This is a genomic window from Stenotrophomonas maltophilia group sp. vghtpe118, from assembly GCF_052605195.1.
Genome location: NZ_CP199672.1, coordinates 3,353,614 through 3,370,863, shown reverse-complemented (window position 1 = coordinate 3,370,863; position 17,250 = coordinate 3,353,614). Strand labels below are relative to the sequence as shown.

16 protein-coding genes are annotated in these 17,250 nt (G+C 67.8%); 9 read left to right on the top strand and 7 right to left on the bottom strand.

What is annotated here, in order from left to right; genetic code table 11:
• Nucleotides 1–5: 5 nt before the first annotated feature.
• Entirely contained in the window at nt 6–983 is a 978-nt protein-coding gene (gene xerD / locus ACUDTM_RS15370; RefSeq protein WP_072168877.1) for a site-specific tyrosine recombinase XerD, read from the bottom strand.
• Nucleotides 984–1,039: 56 nt separating this feature from the next.
• Between xerD and ACUDTM_RS15365 the strand changes: the two genes are divergently transcribed.
• Complete coding sequence (locus tag ACUDTM_RS15365) at nt 1,040–1,531, top strand: RDD family protein (RefSeq protein WP_088496900.1); 492 nt, start codon at nt 1,040–1,042, stop codon at nt 1,529–1,531.
• A gap of 90 nt (nt 1,532–1,621) precedes the next feature.
• Here the strand turns inward: ACUDTM_RS15365 and lptG are convergent, their stop codons facing one another.
• Together lptG and lptF are read right to left on the bottom strand one after the other, a co-directional pair.
• Nucleotides 1,622–2,728, bottom strand: coding sequence for an LPS export ABC transporter permease LptG (gene lptG / locus ACUDTM_RS15360; protein WP_049414332.1), 1,107 nt, complete (start codon nt 2,726–2,728; stop codon nt 1,622–1,624).
• Nucleotides 2,725–3,807: an LPS export ABC transporter permease LptF gene (gene lptF / locus ACUDTM_RS15355; RefSeq protein ID WP_072168875.1), complete on the bottom strand. Its 1,083-nt coding sequence runs from the start codon at nt 3,805–3,807 to the stop codon at nt 2,725–2,727. Before lptF ends, lptG begins: the two co-directional genes overlap by 4 nt.
• A gap of 104 nt (nt 3,808–3,911) precedes the next feature.
• Between lptF and ACUDTM_RS15350 the strand changes: the two genes are divergently transcribed.
• The 4 genes from ACUDTM_RS15350 to ACUDTM_RS15335 all read left to right on the top strand — a co-directional run bounded on the left by ACUDTM_RS15350 (nt 3,912) and on the right by ACUDTM_RS15335 (nt 9,754).
• Nucleotides 3,912–5,390, top strand: coding sequence for a leucyl aminopeptidase (locus tag ACUDTM_RS15350; protein WP_088496899.1), 1,479 nt, complete (start codon nt 3,912–3,914; stop codon nt 5,388–5,390).
• A gap of 82 nt (nt 5,391–5,472) precedes the next feature.
• A complete protein-coding gene (locus ACUDTM_RS15345) occupies nt 5,473–5,898 on the top strand; it encodes a DNA polymerase III subunit chi (protein WP_005415211.1) in 426 nt (141 codons plus the stop codon).
• 72 nt (nt 5,899–5,970) lie between these two features.
• Nucleotides 5,971–8,799: a valine--tRNA ligase gene (locus ACUDTM_RS15340; protein ID WP_180890787.1), complete on the top strand. Its 2,829-nt coding sequence runs from the start codon at nt 5,971–5,973 to the stop codon at nt 8,797–8,799.
• Between the two features lie 133 nt (nt 8,800–8,932).
• A complete protein-coding gene (locus tag ACUDTM_RS15335) occupies nt 8,933–9,754 on the top strand; it encodes an EamA family transporter (protein WP_072168872.1) in 822 nt (273 codons plus the stop codon).
• 45 nt (nt 9,755–9,799) lie between these two features.
• On the opposite strand, the gene rimI is transcribed toward ACUDTM_RS15335, so the two are convergent.
• The 3 genes from rimI to pssA are packed head-to-tail and all read right to left on the bottom strand — an operon-like array spanning nt 9,800 to nt 11,570.
• On the bottom strand, nt 9,800–10,297 hold the full coding sequence (gene rimI, locus ACUDTM_RS15330) for a ribosomal protein S18-alanine N-acetyltransferase (RefSeq protein ID WP_049465109.1): 498 nt from the start codon (nt 10,295–10,297) through the stop codon (nt 9,800–9,802).
• Nucleotides 10,294–10,797 carry a hypothetical protein gene (locus ACUDTM_RS15325; protein WP_445391398.1) on the bottom strand — a complete coding sequence of 168 codons (504 nt, stop codon included), beginning with the start codon at nt 10,795–10,797 and terminating at the stop codon, nt 10,294–10,296. The genes rimI and ACUDTM_RS15325 overlap by 4 nt, the downstream gene beginning before the upstream one ends.
• A complete protein-coding gene (gene pssA / locus ACUDTM_RS15320; protein WP_134972900.1) occupies nt 10,794–11,570 on the bottom strand; it encodes a CDP-diacylglycerol--serine O-phosphatidyltransferase in 777 nt (258 codons plus the stop codon). Before pssA ends, ACUDTM_RS15325 begins: the two co-directional genes overlap by 4 nt.
• Before the next feature lie 80 nt (nt 11,571–11,650).
• Between pssA and ACUDTM_RS15315 the strand changes: the two genes are divergently transcribed.
• The 3 genes from ACUDTM_RS15315 to ACUDTM_RS15305 all read left to right on the top strand — a co-directional run bounded on the left by ACUDTM_RS15315 (nt 11,651) and on the right by ACUDTM_RS15305 (nt 14,662).
• Entirely contained in the window at nt 11,651–12,025 is a 375-nt protein-coding gene (locus ACUDTM_RS15315) for a DUF4124 domain-containing protein (RefSeq protein WP_088496906.1), read from the top strand.
• Nucleotides 12,026–12,352: 327 nt separating this feature from the next.
• Nucleotides 12,353–14,056 (top strand): proline--tRNA ligase, encoded by a 1,704-nt coding sequence (locus tag ACUDTM_RS15310; protein ID WP_445391397.1) that lies wholly within the window; start codon nt 12,353–12,355, stop codon nt 14,054–14,056.
• Between the two features lie 222 nt (nt 14,057–14,278).
• On the top strand, nt 14,279–14,662 hold the full coding sequence (locus ACUDTM_RS15305) for an H-NS histone family protein (protein WP_005415203.1): 384 nt from the start codon (nt 14,279–14,281) through the stop codon (nt 14,660–14,662).
• A 113-nt stretch (nt 14,663–14,775) separates the two neighbouring features.
• Here the strand turns inward: ACUDTM_RS15305 and ACUDTM_RS15300 are convergent, their stop codons facing one another.
• A complete protein-coding gene (locus ACUDTM_RS15300; RefSeq protein ID WP_046428410.1) occupies nt 14,776–16,035 on the bottom strand; it encodes a threonine/serine exporter family protein in 1,260 nt (419 codons plus the stop codon).
• 92 nt (nt 16,036–16,127) lie between these two features.
• On the opposite strand from ACUDTM_RS15300, the gene ACUDTM_RS15295 reads away from it, so the two are divergent.
• Complete coding sequence (locus ACUDTM_RS15295) at nt 16,128–17,249, top strand: MlaE family ABC transporter permease (protein ID WP_445391396.1); 1,122 nt, start codon at nt 16,128–16,130, stop codon at nt 17,247–17,249.
• The last annotated feature ends 1 nt before the right edge of the window (nt 17,250 follow it).

Here is a 17,250-nt window from a genome sequence, read left to right as displayed (position 1 = left end):
GGCGCTCAGCCACGCGGATGGTGGCGGGCGTGCAGCTTCTGCAGGTGCTCGCGCGCGACCAGGGTATAGATCTGGGTAGTCGACAATGAACTGTGGCCGAGCAGCATCTGCAGCGCGCGCAGGTCGGCACCGCGGTTGAGCAGATGGGTGGCGAAGCTGTGCCGCAGGCCATGCGGGCTGATCCGCGCCGGGTCGATGCCGGCCACCTGTGCGTGGCGCTTGACCAGATGCCAGAACGCCTGCCGGGTCAGCGCATGCAGCGTCGGTTCGACGAACAACGGGGTCTGCCCATCCGCCAGGGCATGCACCTTGCCCTTGCCGACCAGCTGCGGGCGCGACTGCTGCAGGTAACGCTCCAGCCAGTGCTGGGATTCCTCGCCCAGCGGCACCAGCCGTTCCTTGCTGCCCTTGCCGGTGACCCGCAGCACGCCCTGGCGAAGGTTGACCGCCGTGGCCGGCAGCAACACCAGCTCGCTCACGCGCAGGCCGGCGGCATACATCAGTTCCAGCATGGCGCGATCGCGCAGGCCAAGTGGGCTGTCGACATCCGGTGCTGCCAACAGCGCGTCGATCTGGCTCTCGGCCAGCGCCTTGGGCAGCAATCGTGGCAGCTTCGGCGGATCCAGCAGCGCACTCGGGTCCTCGCTGCGTTCGCCGCGCCGCACGCCATCGGCGAAGAACGCCCGCAACGCCGACAGCAGGCGCGCATTGCTGCGCGGCGACCAGCCATGCCGGGTGCGCCAGGCCAGATACTCGAACAATCCGGGACGCTCGATGCCGGCCAGGCCACCGTCGCGTCCATCCATCCAGCGCGCCAACCCTTCGAGGTCACGCCGGTAGCTGTCGAGGGTGGCACGGGCCAGGCCGTTCTCGGCCCAGATCGCATCGAGGAAGCGCTGGATGCGCACGCTGTCGTCGGCGCGAAGCTCGGGTAGTTGCTGGACCAGCTGGCGGCGTTCGGCGGGGGTGGAGACAAGGGCCATGCGTGCAGGATACGAGGGCCACTGCGGGCACGGCCAGCTTTGCGTATGCTCGGCGCATGTCCCGCCCTGCTACCGACACGGCCCCTGCGGCCGCTACCGAAATGCTCCATCCGCGCGCATTGCTGCTGTGGCGCGCGCTGGCGATGGTCTACGACGCACTGCCGGTGCTGGCGCTCTGGATGCTGGCCGGCACGCTGTTCACCCTCGCCTACACCTTCAGCGGCCACGCGCAGCGCGAGAACATCGCGCCATTCAGTGCCTGGCAATGGCTGCTGTGGGCGGTGTGCTGGGCGATCACGGGCTGGTACGCCACGGCCAGCTGGCGCCGCGGCGGACAGACCCTGGGGATGCGCCCGTGGCGGCTGAAAGTGCAATCAATCGATGGCACGCCGTTGCGGCGCGGGCAGTTGTGGCTGCGCTTTGCGGTAGGCACGCTTTCCCTGCTGCTGGGCGGTCTGGGATTCTGGTGGGCGTGGGTCGACCGCCAACGCCTGACCTGGCACGACCGCGCCAGCGGTACCCGCCTGGTGCGGATGCCGAAACGGTAAGGCGCTGTCTGTAGCGCCGAGCCCGTGCTCGGCTGCTTTCCGCACTGTACGTGACAGCCGAGCACAGGCTCGGCTCTACAACAATCAGAATCAGCCCGACTTGCGCCGGAACAGCAGTCCGGATACCGCCAGCATCACGATCGGCGGCAACGCGTAGGCAATGCGGTAATCGAACTTCAGCGCGCCGGCCATGCGGCCGAAGAACAGCTGCAGCAGCCAGAAGCCCAATGCGAACAGGATGCCCAGGAACAAGCGCTTGCCCATGCCGCCGCTGCGCAGCGATCCGAACGCGAACGGCACCGCCGCCAGGCACAGGGCCAGCACGTTCACCGGATAGAACCAGCGGCTCCAGTACACATCCTCGAAATCGCGCGCGTCCAGCCCGTTGCGTTCGCGGTAGGCAATGCTGGTGCTCAGCTCGGACACGCTGAGGTTGCGCGGCTTGGCGATACCGGTCGCTAGCGCGGCCGGGTCCAACTTCGAGTTCCAGGGCTCACGTGCCACTTCCTGACGGGTTGCCGAGCGCTCGCCAAAGGTGTCGCGGCGCACGCCGGTCAACACCCAGCCGTCCTTGTCGTGCTCGGCGGTGGCGGCATGGGTCAACGAGGCGATCTTGCCGTCTTCGGCGACCCGGTACAGGCGCACATCACGCAGGATCAGCCGCGTGCCCTTGTCGCCCACCAGCTGCTCCTCGCCGCTCTGCGCATTGAGGAAGGTGTCGCCTTCGCGTGCCCACAGCCCCGAGTAACGGGTAGTGGCAATATCCCGCCCCCATTTGGCGCTGGATTTCAGCGCATCGGCACGGTCCTGGCCCCACGGGCCCAGCGTCTCGGCGCTGAGCACCATCACCGCGGTCAGCAGCGACAGCGCAATCGCCACCGACACGCTCAGGCGCTTGCGCGACAGGCCCAGTGCACGCAGTGCGGTCAGCTCCGAGGTCGCGGCCAGCTGGCCCAGGCCCATCAGTGCGCCGATCACCGCGGCCGTCGGGAACATCGTGTAGGCGCGGCGCGGCACGGTGTACAGCACCCACGCGGCGGCATGGCCCAGGGTGTAGCCGTTCTTGCCGATGTCCTTGAACTCGCCGGAGAAGGCCATCACCACGTCCAGGCCCACCAGCACCGCCCAGGTCAGCAGCACGGTGGTGAACACCGACCGGCCCAGGTACAGGTCGAAACGCATCGGGCGCAGCCTCATGCGCGGGCTCCCTTCGGACGGCCCAGGCGGCCATCACGTACATACATCCAGATCGCCAGCGCCAGCAGCGGCAGGGTCAACCACCACAGGCCGAGCGCGGGCGGAATCTTGCCGTTGGCAATCCAGCCGCTGCCGATGAACATCAGGTTGGTGCCCACCATGTAGGCCAGCAGGGCCAGCATCATGCGGCCGTAGCGCTGCTGGCGCGGCGAGCTGCGGCCCAACGGCACGGTCAGCAGGGCGAATGCCAGCGCGATCAGCGGCGGTGCCAGCCGGCGATGCAACTGCGCCTGCGCCTGCGGCCGTGCATCACCGATCAGCTGCAGGGTTGGCATCAGTTCCGGGTCATCCTCGGTGCGGGTCTGTGCGCCATCGGGCAGGGCCACGTCGTTGCGGGCGAAGGTCGCCAGCCGGTAATCCAGCCCAGCGGCCACCGGGCCTTCCACCTGGTGGCCATCATCCAGCTCCAGGAAACGCTGGCGGCTGCCCTCGAAGTACATGCGGCCACTGTTGGCCGACACCACCTCCAGGCGATCGTCCTTCTGCCGCTGCAGGAACACCTTGCCCAGCTCGGTGCCATCAGGCGAGATCGAGGACAGGTAGACCACGCCGCCATTGGGCAGCGGCGTGAACCGGCCCGGCTCCAGGCCGGCCATCAGCACGCTGCGGTTGGCCTCGATGATCATCTGCTCGGCCACCCGGCCTGCCCACGGGCCCAGCCACAGCGAGCAGGCGCCGACCAGCAGCACCACCGGCACCACCAGCATCAGCAGCGGTCGCAGCAGTCGCTTGGGGCCAACACCAATGGCGGTGATGACCGCCATTTCCGAGTCTCGGTACAGCCGCGCCACGGCCAGCAGCAGGCCCAGCATCAGTGCCAGCGGCAGGATCAGCGGCAGGTAGGCGATGAACTGCAGGCCCAGCTGGGAGAACAGCAGCTTGGCCGGCAGGCGTCCGTCGGCGATGTTGCCGAGGATGTCCACCAGCACGCCGCCCACGCTGACCACCAGCAGGACGATCAGGGTAGCCAGGAAACTCTGGACGAAATCGCCCAGCAGGTATCGGTCGAGCTTCAGCATGGGGCGGTGGTTTAAACTCTGGGGTTCGTTCGCGGTGCCGCCCAGTCTACTGTCTGGGCGTAAACGGCCTGCGATTGTACGGACTCGCCAATGGAATCTGCTCAATGGCCCTCGAATTCACCCTGAACCACGTTGCTCCGGCCGCCGCCACCGTTGATTGCCTGGTGGTCGGCGCGTATGCCGACCATACCCTGACCCCGGCCGCGCAGGCCCTGGATGCCGCCAGCGGTGGCCGCCTGGCCGCCCTGGCCCAGCGTGGCGATCTGTCCGGCAAGACCGGCGCAACCACCCTGCTGCACGACCTGCCGGGCGTGACCGCCCCGCGCGTGCTGGTGGTCGGCCTGGGTGAAGCCGCCCGTTTCGGCGTGCCGCAGTACCTGAAGGCCGTGGGCGACGCCGTGCGCGCGCTGAAGGCCGGTGCTGCCCGCAGCGCACTGTTCACCCTGTCCGAAGTGGCGGTGAAGGACCGCGACGCGGCCTGGGCGATCCGTCAGGCGGTGATCGCCGCCGATCACGCCGCCTACCGCTATACCGCCACCCTGGGCAAGAAGAAGGCCGACGACGCCGGCCTGACCCAGCTGGCCATCGCCGGTGACGACGCGCAGGCGCTGGCTCAGGGCCAGGCCATCGCCGCCGGTGTCGAGTTCGCCCGCGAGCTGGGCAACCTGCCGCCCAACTACTGCACCCCGGCCTATCTGGCCGACGTGGGCGTGAAGTTCGCCGGCGAGCACGACGGTGCCGAAGCCGAGATCCTCGACGAGCACCAGATGGAAGCGCTGGGCATGGGCTCGCTGCTGGCCGTGGCCCGTGGCTCGGCCAACCGCCCGCGCCTGGTCGTGCTGAAGTGGAACAATGGCGGTGACGCCAAGCCGTACGTGCTGGTCGGCAAGGGCATCACCTTCGATACCGGTGGCGTCAACCTGAAGACCCAGGGCGGCATCGAGGAAATGAAGTACGACATGTGCGGTGGCGCCAACGTCATCGGCACCTTCGTCGCTGCGGTCAAGGCCAAGCTGCCGCTGAACCTGGTGGTGGTGGTGCCGGCGGTGGAGAACGCCATCGATGGCAATGCCTACCGTCCGTCCGACGTGATCACCTCGATGTCGGGCAAGACCATCGAAGTCGGCAACACCGACGCCGAAGGCCGCCTGATCCTGTGTGACGCGCTGACCTACGCGCAGCGCTTCGAGCCGGCCGCGCTGGTCGACGTCGCCACCCTGACCGGTGCCTGCATGGTCGCCCTCGGCCACCAGACCGCCGGCCTGATGAGCAAGCACGACGACCTGGCCAACGAGCTGCTGGCCGCCGGCGAGCACGTGTTCGACCGCGCCTGGCGCCTGCCGCTGTGGGACGAGTACCAGCCGATGCTGGATTCGAGCTTCGCCGACGTCTACAACATCGGTGGCCGCTGGGCTGGCGCGATCACCGCCGGCTGCTTCCTGTCGCGCTTCGCCGAAGGCCAGCGCTGGGCCCATCTGGACATCGCCGGCGTGGCCAGCGATGAAGGCAAGCGTGGCATGGCCACCGGCCGCCCGGTCGGCCTGCTGAGCCAGTGGCTGCTGGACCAGGCCGCCCGCGCCTGATGCCGTACCCGACCCTGGCCGGCAGACGCCGGCCGGGGCCTCGCCCGGCACTGCCGGGCCCCTGCCTGACCCGGACCCTGCCATGCCCCGCGCCGACTTCTACCTGATCGCCAAGCCCCGCTTCCTGACCGAGCCGCTGCGCCTGGTCTGTGAGCTGGCGCGCAAGGCCAACGACGCCGGGTTGTTCACCCTGGTGCTGGCCCGTGACCAGGCCCAGGCCGAGGAGCTGGACGAGCTGTTGTGGGCGTTCGACAACGACGCCTACATCCCGCACCAGATCGCCGGCGAAGACATGGACGAGGAAGAGGCCCTGGTACTGATCGCGGTACCCGGCACCGAGGCACCAGCGCGTCCGCTGGTGATCAACCTGCGCGACGAGCCCTGGCTGGGCCAGTGCGAGCGCGTGCTGGAAGTGGTGCCGGCCGATCCGGAAGCGCGCGAACCGCTGCGCGAGCGCTGGCGCCAGTACAAGGCCGCCGGTTACGACCTGAACAAGCATGACATGTGAGCGCGCCCCGGCCCCCTTGATGGGCCGCCGCCGCGCCCTGATCCTTCAACGATTACCTCCTGGTTCCCCCGCATGACCCAACTCGCCTCCAGCTACGACCCGACGTCCTTCGAGACCGACCTCTACGAGGCCTGGGAGAAGGCCGGCCACTTCAAACCGTCCGGCACGGGCGAGCCGTACACCATCCTGCTGCCGCCGCCGAACGTGACCGGCACCCTGCACATGGGCCACGCCTTCCAGCAGACCCTGATGGACGCGCTGGTGCGCTACCACCGCATGCGCGGCTACGACACGCTGTGGCAGGTCGGTACCGACCACGCCGGCATCGCCACCGAAATGGTGGTCAGCCGCAACCTGGCGCTGGAAGGCAAGGGCGAGACCCGCGATTCGCTGGGCCGCGAGGGCTTCATCGGCAAGGTCTGGGAGTGGAAGCAGCAGTCCGGCGACACCATCGAACGCCAGATGCGTCGCCTTGGCACCTCCGCCGACTGGTCGCGCAGCACCTTCACCATGGACCCGCAGCCGTCGGCGGCGGTCAATGAAGCCTTCGTGCGCTGGTACGAGCAGGGCCTGATCTACCGCGGCCAGCGCCTGGTGAACTGGGACCCGGTGCTGAAGACCGCCATTTCCGACCTGGAAGTGGAGAGCGCCGAGGAAGACGGCTTCCTGTGGTCGATCGCCTACACGCTGGACGAAGGCCTGAGCTACGAGCACGTCGAGCGCGATGCCGACGGCGTGGAAACCCTGCGCGAAACCCGCGACTACCTGGTCGTCGCCACCACCCGCCCGGAAACCCTGCTGGGCGATACCGCGGTGATGGTGCACCCGGAAGACGAGCGTTACGCGCACCTGATCGGCAAGAGCGTGGTGCTGCCGCTGACCGGCCGCCGCGTGCCGGTGATCGCCGACGACTACGTGGACCGCGCGTTCGGCACCGGCGTGGTCAAGGTCACTCCGGCGCATGATTTCAATGACTATGAAGTGGGCGTGCGCCACAGCCTGCCGATGATCAACCTGTTCACCCCGGTGGCGGCGCTGAACGAGAATGCGCCGGAACGCTTCCAGGGCCTGGACCGCTATGAAGCGCGCAAGGCGGTGCTGGCCGAACTGGAAGACCTGGGCATCCTGGTCGAGACCAAGGCGCACAAGCTGCAGGTGCCGCGCGGCGACCGTACCGGCCAGGTGATCGAGCCGTACCTGACCGACCAGTGGTTCGTGAAGATGGACGACCTGGCCAAGCGTGGCCTGGAACTGGTCGAGGACGGAAGCATTTCCTTCGTGCCGCCGAACTGGATCAACACCTACCGCCACTGGATGAACAACATCCAGGACTGGTGCATCAGCCGCCAGCTGTGGTGGGGCCACCGCATCCCGGCGTGGTTCGATGCCGCCACCGGCAACTGCTACGTCGGTCGCAGCGAAGAGGAAGTGCGCGCCAAGCACAACCTGGGCAGCGACGTGGTGCTGAACCAGGAAAGCGACGTGCTGGAGACCTGGTTCTCCTCGCAGCTGTGGCCGTTCTCCACCCTGGGCTGGCCGAACGAGCAGGCCATGGCCGAGCGTGGCTTCGACCGCTACCTGCCGTCGTCGGTGCTGATCACCGGCTTCGACATCATCTTCTTCTGGGTGGCGCGCATGATCATGGCCACCGACAACCTGGTCGGGAAGATCCCGTTCAAGGATGTCTACTTCACCGGCCTGATCCGCGACGGCCAGGGCCAGAAGATGTCCAAGAGCAAGGGCAACGTGCTCGACCCGCTGGACATCATCGACGGCATCACCATCGACGATCTGGTTGCCAAGCGCACCGGCGGCCTGATGCAGCCGAAGATGGTCGAGAAGATCGAGAAGGCCACCCGCAAGGAATTCCCGGACGGCATCGCCGCCCACGGTGCCGACGCGCTGCGCTTCACCATCGCCGCGCTGGCCACCCACGGCCGCGACATCAAGTTCGACATGAACCGCGCCGAGGGCTACAAGAACTTCTGCAACAAGCTGTGGAACGCCAGCCGCTTCGCCCTGATGAACACCGAAGGCGCTGCGTTCACCGGCGTGCCCAAGCCGCGCACCGATGCCGAGCGCTGGATCCTCGCGCGCCTGGCCGCCACCACCGCCGAGGCACAGGGGCATTTCGCCGCGTATCGCTTCGACCTGCTGGCGCAGTGCCTGTACGAGTTCGCCTGGAACGCGTTCTGCGACTGGTTCCTGGAGCTGAGCAAGCCGGCCTTGAACGGTGCCGACGCGGCTGATGCCGAAAGCACCCGCCACACCCTGCTGTACGTGCTGGAAGCGCTGCTGCGCCTGCTGCACCCGCTCACGCCGTTCATCACCGAACAGCTGTGGCAGCAGCTGGCCCCGCGCCTGGGCCTGGCCGAAACCACGCTGTCGCTGCGCCCGTACCCGACCGCCGCCGAATTCGCCGGTGATTTCGCCCAGGCCGAGGCCGACGTGGAATGGCTGAAGGCGGTGATCAGCGCGGTGCGTCGCGTGCGCAGCGAACTGAACGTCGCACCGTCCAAGCAGGTGCCGCTGCGCCTGCAGGCCGGCCTGGCGCAGGACCGCGTGCGCATCGAACGCTTCAGCACCTCGCTGTCGTTCCTGCTGAAGCTGGACAGCATCCAGTGGCTGGCCGAAGGCGAAAGCGCACCGCCGGCGGCCGCCGCGATCGTGGGCGAGCTGAAGCTGCTGGTGCCGCTGGAAGGCCTGGTCGATCTCGATGCCGAGCGCGTGCGCCTGGACAAGGAAATCGCTCGCGTCGAAGCCGAAAAGGAGAAGAGCGAGACCAAGCTGGCCAGGTTCACCGACAAGGTGCCGCCGGCCGTGGTCGAGCAGGAGCGCGTGCGCCTGGCCGACTGGAACACCCAGCTGGCCGGCCTGCGCGAACAGCGCGCGAAGCTGTAACGCCGCGCTCTGGTGCGTGCCAACCAAGGTTGGCACCTACCACGCCGGGAGAGGTTGGCACCCACCCAAGCGAAATGGGAAACGCCGGGCGATGCCCGGCGTTTCCATTTCCCCCGCATGGCATCATCGCCGGATGCCTCTTTCGATCTTCCTGCTGGTTCTCGCCGCTGCGGCACTGCATGCCAGCTGGAATGCGATCGTCAAGCGCGGGCCGGACAAGTTCCTCGGCACCGTGCTGGTCACCGGCAGCGCCGCGCTGCTGTCGGCCGCCGCCCTGCCCTTCCTGCCTTTTCCCGCCGCGCACAGCTGGCCCTGGCTGGGCGCATCGGTGCTGTTGCAGGTGACCTATTACGGGCTGGTCGCACGCTGTTACCAGCAGGTCGACATGAGCCTGGCCTACCCGCTGATGCGTGGCAGCGCGCCGATCCTGGTCGCACTGGCGGGCACCCTGCTCGGTGAGCCATTGCCCGCTGCAGCGTGGCTGGGCGTGGTGCTGGTGAGCACCGGTATCCTGTGCATGGCAGTGGGTGCGCGCGGCGGCCAACTGCGCCTGCCGCTGCTGACCGCAGCGATGATCGCCACCTACACGCTGGTCGACGCGCACGGCGCACGCCAGTCCGGCAACGCGCTCAGCTACACGTTGTGGTTGTTCCTGCTGTCGGGCATCCCGCTGCCGCTGTGGGCGGTGTACACGCGCGGCAGCGCGGTGCTGGACTATGCACGGCAGCATTGGCCGCTGGGGCTGGCCGGCGGCGTCGGCACCACCGCCTCCTATGCGATGGCGCTGTGGGCCATGACGCAGGTGCCGGTGGCGATGGTCTCGGCGCTGCGCGAATCCTCGATCCTGTTCGCGCTGCTGATCTCGGTGTTCCTGCTGCGCGAACGGATACCCCGCGCGCGCTGGCTGGCGGCGTCGCTCATCATCGGTGGCGTGCTGGCGTTGCGGCTGGCGTGATGGGCGCGTTGGTAGTGCCGGCCGCTGGCCGGCAACCCGTCTGCGTCACAGCGGCGGCATCGCCTGCAGGTCGCCGTCGACCAGCTCGATGGCCATCACCACTGCATCCTCGCGGCCCTGTGCAGCCGGGTAGTAGCGCGGGCGGCGGCCGATCTCGTTGAAGCCTTCGCTGTGGTACAGCGCCAGCGCCGGCGTATTGGACGGACGCACTTCCAGGAAGACGCGCTGTGCGCCACGGTCGGCTGCCAGCTGCACCAGTGCGCGCAGCAGCTGGCGGCCCAGCCCGCGCGACTGTGCCAGTGGATCGATGCAGATGTTGAGCACGTGCGCTTCATCCGCGGCGATGCTGAGCACGCCATAGCCGACCAGCAGGCCATCACGCTCCATCGCCAGGCCGGGATAACCGGCGCGCAGGCAGTCGATGAAGATGCCGCGGGTCCAGGGAAACGGATAGCCCCGCAGCTCGATCGCCATCACGGCATTGAGGTCGCTCTCGCGCAGCGCACGCAGGCTGACCGGGCCGGGCCGGGTTACCGCGCTCACGGCGTGCCCCGCTTGCGCAGGGCACGCAGCTGCGGCCACAGCGCACGCTTGGCGGCCGGGTCGCGGCGCAGCTGGTCCAGCGGCCAGCTGTCCATCAGCATCTGGGTGGCCGGGTCGTTCGGGTTGCAGCCGGAGGCGCGCAGCAATGCGATCTGCAGGCGATCGGGCAGGCGTACCACCGGCTGGCGTGCGTTGCCGCTGGGCAGCGGGCGCTCAGCCGCCGGCGCGGTATCCGGGGCACTGACCGGCGTGTCGCGGCGCGGCGGTGCCGGGCGTTCCGCGCGTACTGCGGTCGCGGGCGCGGTATGGGCGTCGCGCGGCGGCACAGCAGCCAGCACCGGCTCCGGCTCCGGCGGAGCAACACTGGCTTCGGCCACGCTCAACTGCAATGCGGCATCCAGCTCGGCGGCCAGCTGGCCGTCGTGATAGACGGTATAGCCCATGGCCTGCAGCCAGGCCTGCTGGGCCGGTGACCACAGCACGGGCAGGTCCTGGCTCACGCGGCCTCGGGCTTCTTGCGCAGGCGCTGCACGGCCCACATCACCGGGCCGGACAATGCGTACAGGATGCCGACCGCGAACAGCACGCGCGGCAGGTCGATGACCGCAATCGCGATCGCCACCGGCACCAGTGCCAGCACCAGGAACGGCACGCGATCCGAACGGGTGCCCTTGGCATCGCCGCCCTTGAAGCTCCAGAAACGGATACGGCTGACCATCAGCAGCGCAGCGATGATCGTCACCGCCAGCGCCACATAGCGCAGCTGGTTGCCGTCCCAGCCCAGGTTGCCGTCGGCAAACGCCCAGACGAAGGACATCATCAGGCCCGCTGCGGCCGGGCTGGCCAGGCCGACGAACCAGCGCTTGTCGACCACCGCCACCTGCGTGTTGAAGCGGGCCAGGCGCAGCGCCGCGCAGGCCGCATACAGGAAGGCCACGGCCCAGCCGACGCGGCCGAGCAGCGGATCGTCGAACTTCAGCCACGACAGCGACCAGTGGTACATCACCAGCGCCGGGGCCATGCCGAAGCTGACCAGGTCGGCCAGCGAGTCGTACTGCACGCCGAATTCGCTGCTGGTACCGGTCAGGCGCGCCACGCGCCCGTCCAGGCCATCCATCACCGCCGCCACGAACACGGCGATGCTGGCGTTGACGAAATCCCCGTTGGCCGCGGCGATGATCGCGTAGAAACCGGAGAACAGGCCGGCGGTGGTGAACAGGTTGGGCAACAGGTAAATCGTGCGCGAGCGCGGCGGCGGTGTGATCGGGTCCATGGAATCCAGTTTAATCGACTTGCCAGTGCTCGGCGCCAATGCTGCAATCGGCGTTCTACGCCCATTCCGTGGAGTTTGCCATGCGTGCCCTGTCCTGCCTTGGATGCCTGCTGCTGTTGGCCAGTGCCAACGCCGTGGCCGGTCCCGTGTACAAATGGAAGGACGCCCATGGCGTGACGCAGTACTCGGAGACCCCACCGGCGGGCAAGAAGTACGAGACCCGCGAGCAGGCCCGCACCCCGCAGGCCGCGGCCAGCATCGAGACCCCGGCCGCGCCGGTTCCCGAGCAGTGCAGCACGGCCCGGGCCAACCTGGCCCTGCTGGACGGCGGTGGTCAGGTGATGCAGGACACCGATGGTGATGGCAAGGCCGATACCCCGTTGACCCCGGAGCAGCACACCGCACAGAAGGGGTTGGCTGAAGCGGCGATCAAGGCCTACTGCCCAGCACAATGAGGGTATCGGCAGGGCTTGCAGTCCTGCACCCGCAGAGGCAACAGCAAGGGCAACAGCCGGCTCTGGGCTTTCTGTGGGTTGGCGGGGCGGTGTGGCATGAGCCGCATGGATACGGCGACCGAGCCTGCATGGACGTATTCACGGCGTCCCCCGCAACCGGACCCACCCCGCCATCCCACGGGAAACCCGCTGTTGCCACGGCTGTTGCTTCTGAGGTTGCCGGCCAGCGGCCGGCACTACGGCGGGCGCAGGGCGCAGCCCTGCCGATACCCCTCCCCCCGGCCGGGCTGGCAGAATAGACGTCTCTGCCGTTATCCGAAGCCGACGATGCGCCTCTCCCAGTTCCACCTGCACACCACCAAGGAAACCCCCAGCGACGCCGAGCTGACCAGCCATCGGCTGATGCTGCGCGCGGGCATGATCCGCAAGCTGGCATCGGGCCTGTACACCTGGTCGCCGCTGGGCCTGCGCGTGCTGCGCAAGGTCGAGCGCATTGTTCGCGAGGAAATGGACCGGGCCGGCGCGGTGGAATTCCAGATCCCGACCATCCAGCCGAAGGAACTGTGGGAGCAGACCGGCCGCTGGCAGAAGTTCGGCCCGCAGCTGCTGAAGATCAAGGACCGCAAGGACCAGGTGTTCTGCTACAGCCCGACCGCCGAAGAAGCCGCCTGCGACTTCGCGCGCAGCGAGCTGTCCAGCTACAAGCAGCTGCCGGTGAACTTCTACCAGATTCAGACCAAGTTCCGCGACGAGATCCGCCCGCGCTTCGGCGTGATGCGCGCGCGCGAGTTCCTGATGAAGGACGCCTATTCGTTCCACCTGCACGATGAGTGCCTGGTGCGCGAGTACGAGAACATGAAGTCGGCCTACAGCCGCATCTTCACCCGCCTCGGCCTGGACTTCCGCATGGTGCAGGCGGACTCCGGCGCGATCGGTGGCGATGCTTCGCAGGAGTTCCACGTGATCGCCGATTCCGGCGAAGACGCCCTGGTGTTCTCCACCGGTTCGGACTACGCGGCCAACATGGAGGCGGCGATCGCCGCCGATCCGGCACCGCGTGCGGCCGCCTCCGAAACAATGCGCAAGGTGGATACCCCCACCCAAAAGACCTGCGAGGACGTCGCGGCCCTGCTCGGCATCGACCTGCAGCGCACGGTGAAGTCGGTGGCACTGATCGCCGGCGAAGGCGAGGCACAGCAGTTCGTGCTGGTGCTGGTGCGTGGCGACCATGAGGTCAACGAGATCAAGCTGGCCAAGGTGGCCGGGCTGGACGAGCAGCGCTTCGCCAGCGAGGCGGAAATCGCCGAGTACCTGGGCAGCGTGCCAGGCTTCCTCGGCCCGGTCGCACCGGCCAAGGCCATCCGCGTGGTCGCCGATCGCGAAGTGGCGGCAATGGCCGACTTCGTCGTCGGCGCCAACGAGGCCGGTTTCCACCTGGCCGGCGTCAACTGGGGCCGCGACCTGCCGGAACCGGAAGTGGCCGACATCCGCAACGTGCGTGCCGGTGATCGTGCTGTGGACGGCGGTGAACTGAAGATCGCCCGTGGCATCGAAGTCGGCCACGTGTTCCAGCTCGGCCGCAAGTACGCCGAAGCGCTGGATGCCACCGTGCTGGATGAAAACGGCAAGGCGGCGGTGATGGCGATGGGTTGCTACGGTATCGGCATCTCGCGCGTGGTGGCTGCCGCGATCGAACAGAACCATGACGATGCCGGCATCATCTGGCCGGACGCGATGGCGCCGTGGCAGGTCGTGGTATGCGTGATCAACCCGAAGGGCGATGCCGCTGTGGCTGACGCTGCAGCCAATCTGCTGCAGGAGCTGCGCGACGCCGGCCTGGACGCCGCGCTCGACGATCGCGGCCTGCGCCCGGGCGCGATGTTCACCGACATGGAACTGATCGGCATCCCGCACCGCGTGGTGGTCAGCGAACGCGGCCTGGCCGCCGGCACCTACGAGTACCGCGCGCGCCGCGCCAGCGAGGCGGAGAGCCTGGACAAGGCCACCCTGCTGCAGCGACTGCAGGGCTGACGTGGAAAGACCGGGGCCTGCCCCGGTCTTTTTTTTTTGGCGCGCGGCCTTTCCCTATATTGCAGCGGACATAATCCGGTCAAAATCACCGCGATAGCGTCTGCATGCCGCCACGCCATGACCCGCCTGCATTTGTGCTGTGATTAATTCATCTCTATTCTGTCCGCCGACGCCATGGACTGGCTTGTCCCGTCCACACATTAGTTTCCGGAGTAACCGTAAATGAGCATTGACCTGACCGGCCTGTCAGCACGCGAGCTGGGCGCCCTGATCCGTACCGCCAAGAAGCAGCAGACCATCGTCGCCAAGCGCCGGCCGATCACCAAGGTGCGCGCCCAGCTGACCAAGCTGGCCAAGACCGAGGGCTACACCATCGAGGAACTGTTCGGCGACGCCCCGGCACCGCGCGCGCGCAAGGTGGCCAAGGTCGCCAAGGCACCGTCGAAGACCGCCGGCCGCAAGCTGGGCAAGGTTGCCCCGAAGTACCGCAACCCGGCCAACCCCAAGGAAACCTGGACCGGCCGTGGCAAGCAGCCGCGCTGGATGGCTGAACTGACCGCCAAGGGCAACAAGAAGCCGGAAGATTTCCTGATCAAGAAGGCCTGAGGCCGAATCGGGATGCAATGAAAAACGCCGGCGAAAGCCGGCGTTTCCTGTTTGTAGAGCCGCGCCCACGCTCGGCTATCCATACATATACAAAGCCGAGCATGGGCTCGGCTCTACAGGGTCTTGCGCGCCGGCATCAGCAGGTTGCCGAACAGCAGGCCCGCCACCAGCGCCATCACCACGTTCAGAACGGTGAGGAACACGCTCTGGCCGGCGCCCACGTCCTGCTGCTGGACCAGGGTCAGCACGCCACGCAGGCTGGTGCTGCCGGGCACCATCATGATGATGCCCGGCAGGCGGATGATCGCGCCCGGACGCCCGACCAGGCGTCCGAACAGGTTGCCACCGGCGGTCAGCAGCATTGCCGACAGGAAGATGCCGGCCGGCGCGCCCCAGGCGTGGCCGCCGAACTTGGAGATCGCGTAACCGGCCACCGAGGCGGCGATCACCCACGGGTAATCGCGGCGGTTGGCCTTGAACAGCATCGCGAAGGCGAACGCGGCGGTCAGCAGCGAGCCCCATTCCACCCACGGCCCCTGCGGCCGCGCGGCCCGGATCACCGGATCCAGGCCGAGCACATCGGCCAGGGTCACCGCGATCATCGCGCCGACGCTGAGCTTCATGATGGTGGTCAGCGCGCCGGCAAAGCGCGCGGTACCCGATACCCAGTGCTGGCTGGCCAGCTCATTGACCGCATTGGTCAGCGACATGCCGGGCAGCAGCACCACCAGCGAGGCGATGATCACCGTATTGAGGTTGAGCGCACCAATGAACGACGCGACCAGGGTGGCGACCATGCCGGCCAGCAGCGCCGCCAGTGCCTCGGCGGCTTCGCGGGTGGCCGGGCGGCGATCGGTGACCATGCCGAGCAGGCCGATCATCAGGCCGATGACACCGGCGGTGGCGATGTCCAGCCACGGCAGCTTCCACATGCCGGCCACGCCCGCCGCGCCGAGGGTGAACGACAGGATGGTGCGCAGCTTGCCGCGCCGGCCCGGATCCTTGTCCAGCTGGCGCAGCGCCGTGTGGCCCTGGGCGATGCTCATCCGCCCGTTGGATACTTCCTCGGCGATATGGTCGGCGACGCTGAGCTTGTGCAGGTCGTTCTCACCGGGTGCCAGGCGGATCACACGGGTGATGTCGCTGGAGCCGATCGCCTGCGCCGGATCGCTGAAGCTGAGAATGATACCGGTGGGATTCGACCACGGTTCACAATCCAGATCGAGCTGGCGGGCCAGGGCAACCACCGCCGTTTCCAGGCGCTGGGCCGTGGTGCCATAGCTGTGCAGGCGTCCGGCGATCTCGGAAACGAAGGCCACGCGCTGTGCGTAGGTGGCCTGGGGCGTGGGGATCGTGTGAGCATCTGCGGACATGCGCCGTAGTATTACCTACGCTGGGGCCCACCGGAGAAATTCATCCAAGTTCGACGCGAAGCCCGATACAGAACGGTTATGCTGCGACCCGAATGGCCCACGTCACCCCGAACCTCGCCCCCCAGCTCGAACAGGATGCCCACGACCCGGGCCTGATCCGCCTGTCCGGCACCTGGACCTTGAAGACCGCGCTGGCCGCGGCCGAGGTCCTGCACGGCGTTCCCGAAAAGCTGACCGGCATCGATGCCACCGGCATCGAGCAGCTCGATTCCGCCGGCGTGCTGCAGGTACTGCGCGTGGCGCATCGCGCCGACCTCCACGAAGACGCACTGCAGTTCCGCCCGGACCACCAGGCGCTGGTGTGCACCATCGAGGAAGTGGCCGATGACCGGCCCAAACCCAAGCGCGACTTCGGTGTGCTGGCCGCGCTGGAGCGGCTGGGCGTCAGCGTCCACGCCACCGGCCACAACATCAAGGCCCTGTGCAGTTTCCTCGGCGAGAACCTGGTCAAGGCGGCGCGGCTGGTCAAGGAACCCCGGCGCTTCCGGCTGACCGCCACCGTGCATCAGATGGAGCAGGTCGGGCTGGATGCGGTGCCGCTGGTGGCGCTGTTGTCCTACCTGGTGGGTGCGGTGATCGCGTTCCTCGGCTCGACCATCCTGCGCGACTTCGGCGCCGAGATCTACGTGGTCGAGCTGGTCAACATCGCCTTCCTGCGCGAGTTCGCCGTGCTGCTGACCGCGATCGTGCTGGCCGGCCGTACCGCCAGCGCGTTCACCGCGCAGATCGGTGCGATGAAGGCACGCGAGGAGATCGATGCGATGCGTACGCTGGGCCTGGACCCGGTCGACCTGCTGGTGCTGCCACGCTTGCTGGCGCTGCTGGTCACCCTGCCCTTGCTGACCTTCATCGCGATGATCGCCGGCCTGGCCGGCGGCATCACCGTCGGTGCGTTCGACCTCGACATCCCGCCGCAGATGTACATCGCGCGCATGCACGAGACGATGGAAGTGCGGCACCTGCTGGTGGGCCTGTCGAAGGCGCCGGTGTTCGCCCTGGTGATCGGCCTGATCGGCTGCCTGGAAGGGCTGAAGGTGGAAGGCACCGCGCAGTCGGTCGGCGAGCGCACCACTTCCAGCGTGGTGCAGACGATCTCGCTGGTGATCATCATCGACGCCTTCGCAGCGTTGTGGTTCATGCACATGGACTGGTGAC

Bases quoted from the DNA above. Each gene is read 5' to 3' on its own strand.
- ACUDTM_RS15335 (WP_072168872.1), top strand. From the start codon at position 8,933: ATGCCTCTTTCGATCTTCCTGCTGGTTCTCGCCGCTGCGGCACTGCAT.
- lptF (WP_072168875.1), bottom strand. From the start codon at position 3,807: ATGCTGAAGCTCGACCGATACCTGCTGGGCGATTTCGTCCAGAGTTTC.
- ACUDTM_RS15305 (WP_005415203.1), top strand. From the start codon at position 14,279: ATGAGCATTGACCTGACCGGCCTGTCAGCACGCGAGCTGGGCGCCCTG.
- ACUDTM_RS15315 (WP_088496906.1), top strand. From the start codon at position 11,651: ATGCGTGCCCTGTCCTGCCTTGGATGCCTGCTGCTGTTGGCCAGTGCC.
- lptG (WP_049414332.1), bottom strand. From the start codon at position 2,728: ATGAGGCTGCGCCCGATGCGTTTCGACCTGTACCTGGGCCGGTCGGTG.
- pssA (WP_134972900.1), bottom strand. From the start codon at position 11,570: ATGGACCCGATCACACCGCCGCCGCGCTCGCGCACGATTTACCTGTTG.
- ACUDTM_RS15300 (WP_046428410.1), bottom strand. From the start codon at position 16,035: ATGTCCGCAGATGCTCACACGATCCCCACGCCCCAGGCCACCTACGCA.
- xerD (WP_072168877.1), bottom strand. From the start codon at position 983: ATGGCCCTTGTCTCCACCCCCGCCGAACGCCGCCAGCTGGTCCAGCAA.
- ACUDTM_RS15340 (WP_180890787.1), top strand. From the start codon at position 5,971: ATGACCCAACTCGCCTCCAGCTACGACCCGACGTCCTTCGAGACCGAC.
- ACUDTM_RS15295 (WP_445391396.1), top strand. From the start codon at position 16,128: ATGGCCCACGTCACCCCGAACCTCGCCCCCCAGCTCGAACAGGATGCC.
- ACUDTM_RS15350 (WP_088496899.1), top strand. From the start codon at position 3,912: ATGGCCCTCGAATTCACCCTGAACCACGTTGCTCCGGCCGCCGCCACC.
- ACUDTM_RS15365 (WP_088496900.1), top strand. From the start codon at position 1,040: ATGTCCCGCCCTGCTACCGACACGGCCCCTGCGGCCGCTACCGAAATG.
- ACUDTM_RS15345 (WP_005415211.1), top strand. From the start codon at position 5,473: ATGCCCCGCGCCGACTTCTACCTGATCGCCAAGCCCCGCTTCCTGACC.
- ACUDTM_RS15310 (WP_445391397.1), top strand. From the start codon at position 12,353: ATGCGCCTCTCCCAGTTCCACCTGCACACCACCAAGGAAACCCCCAGC.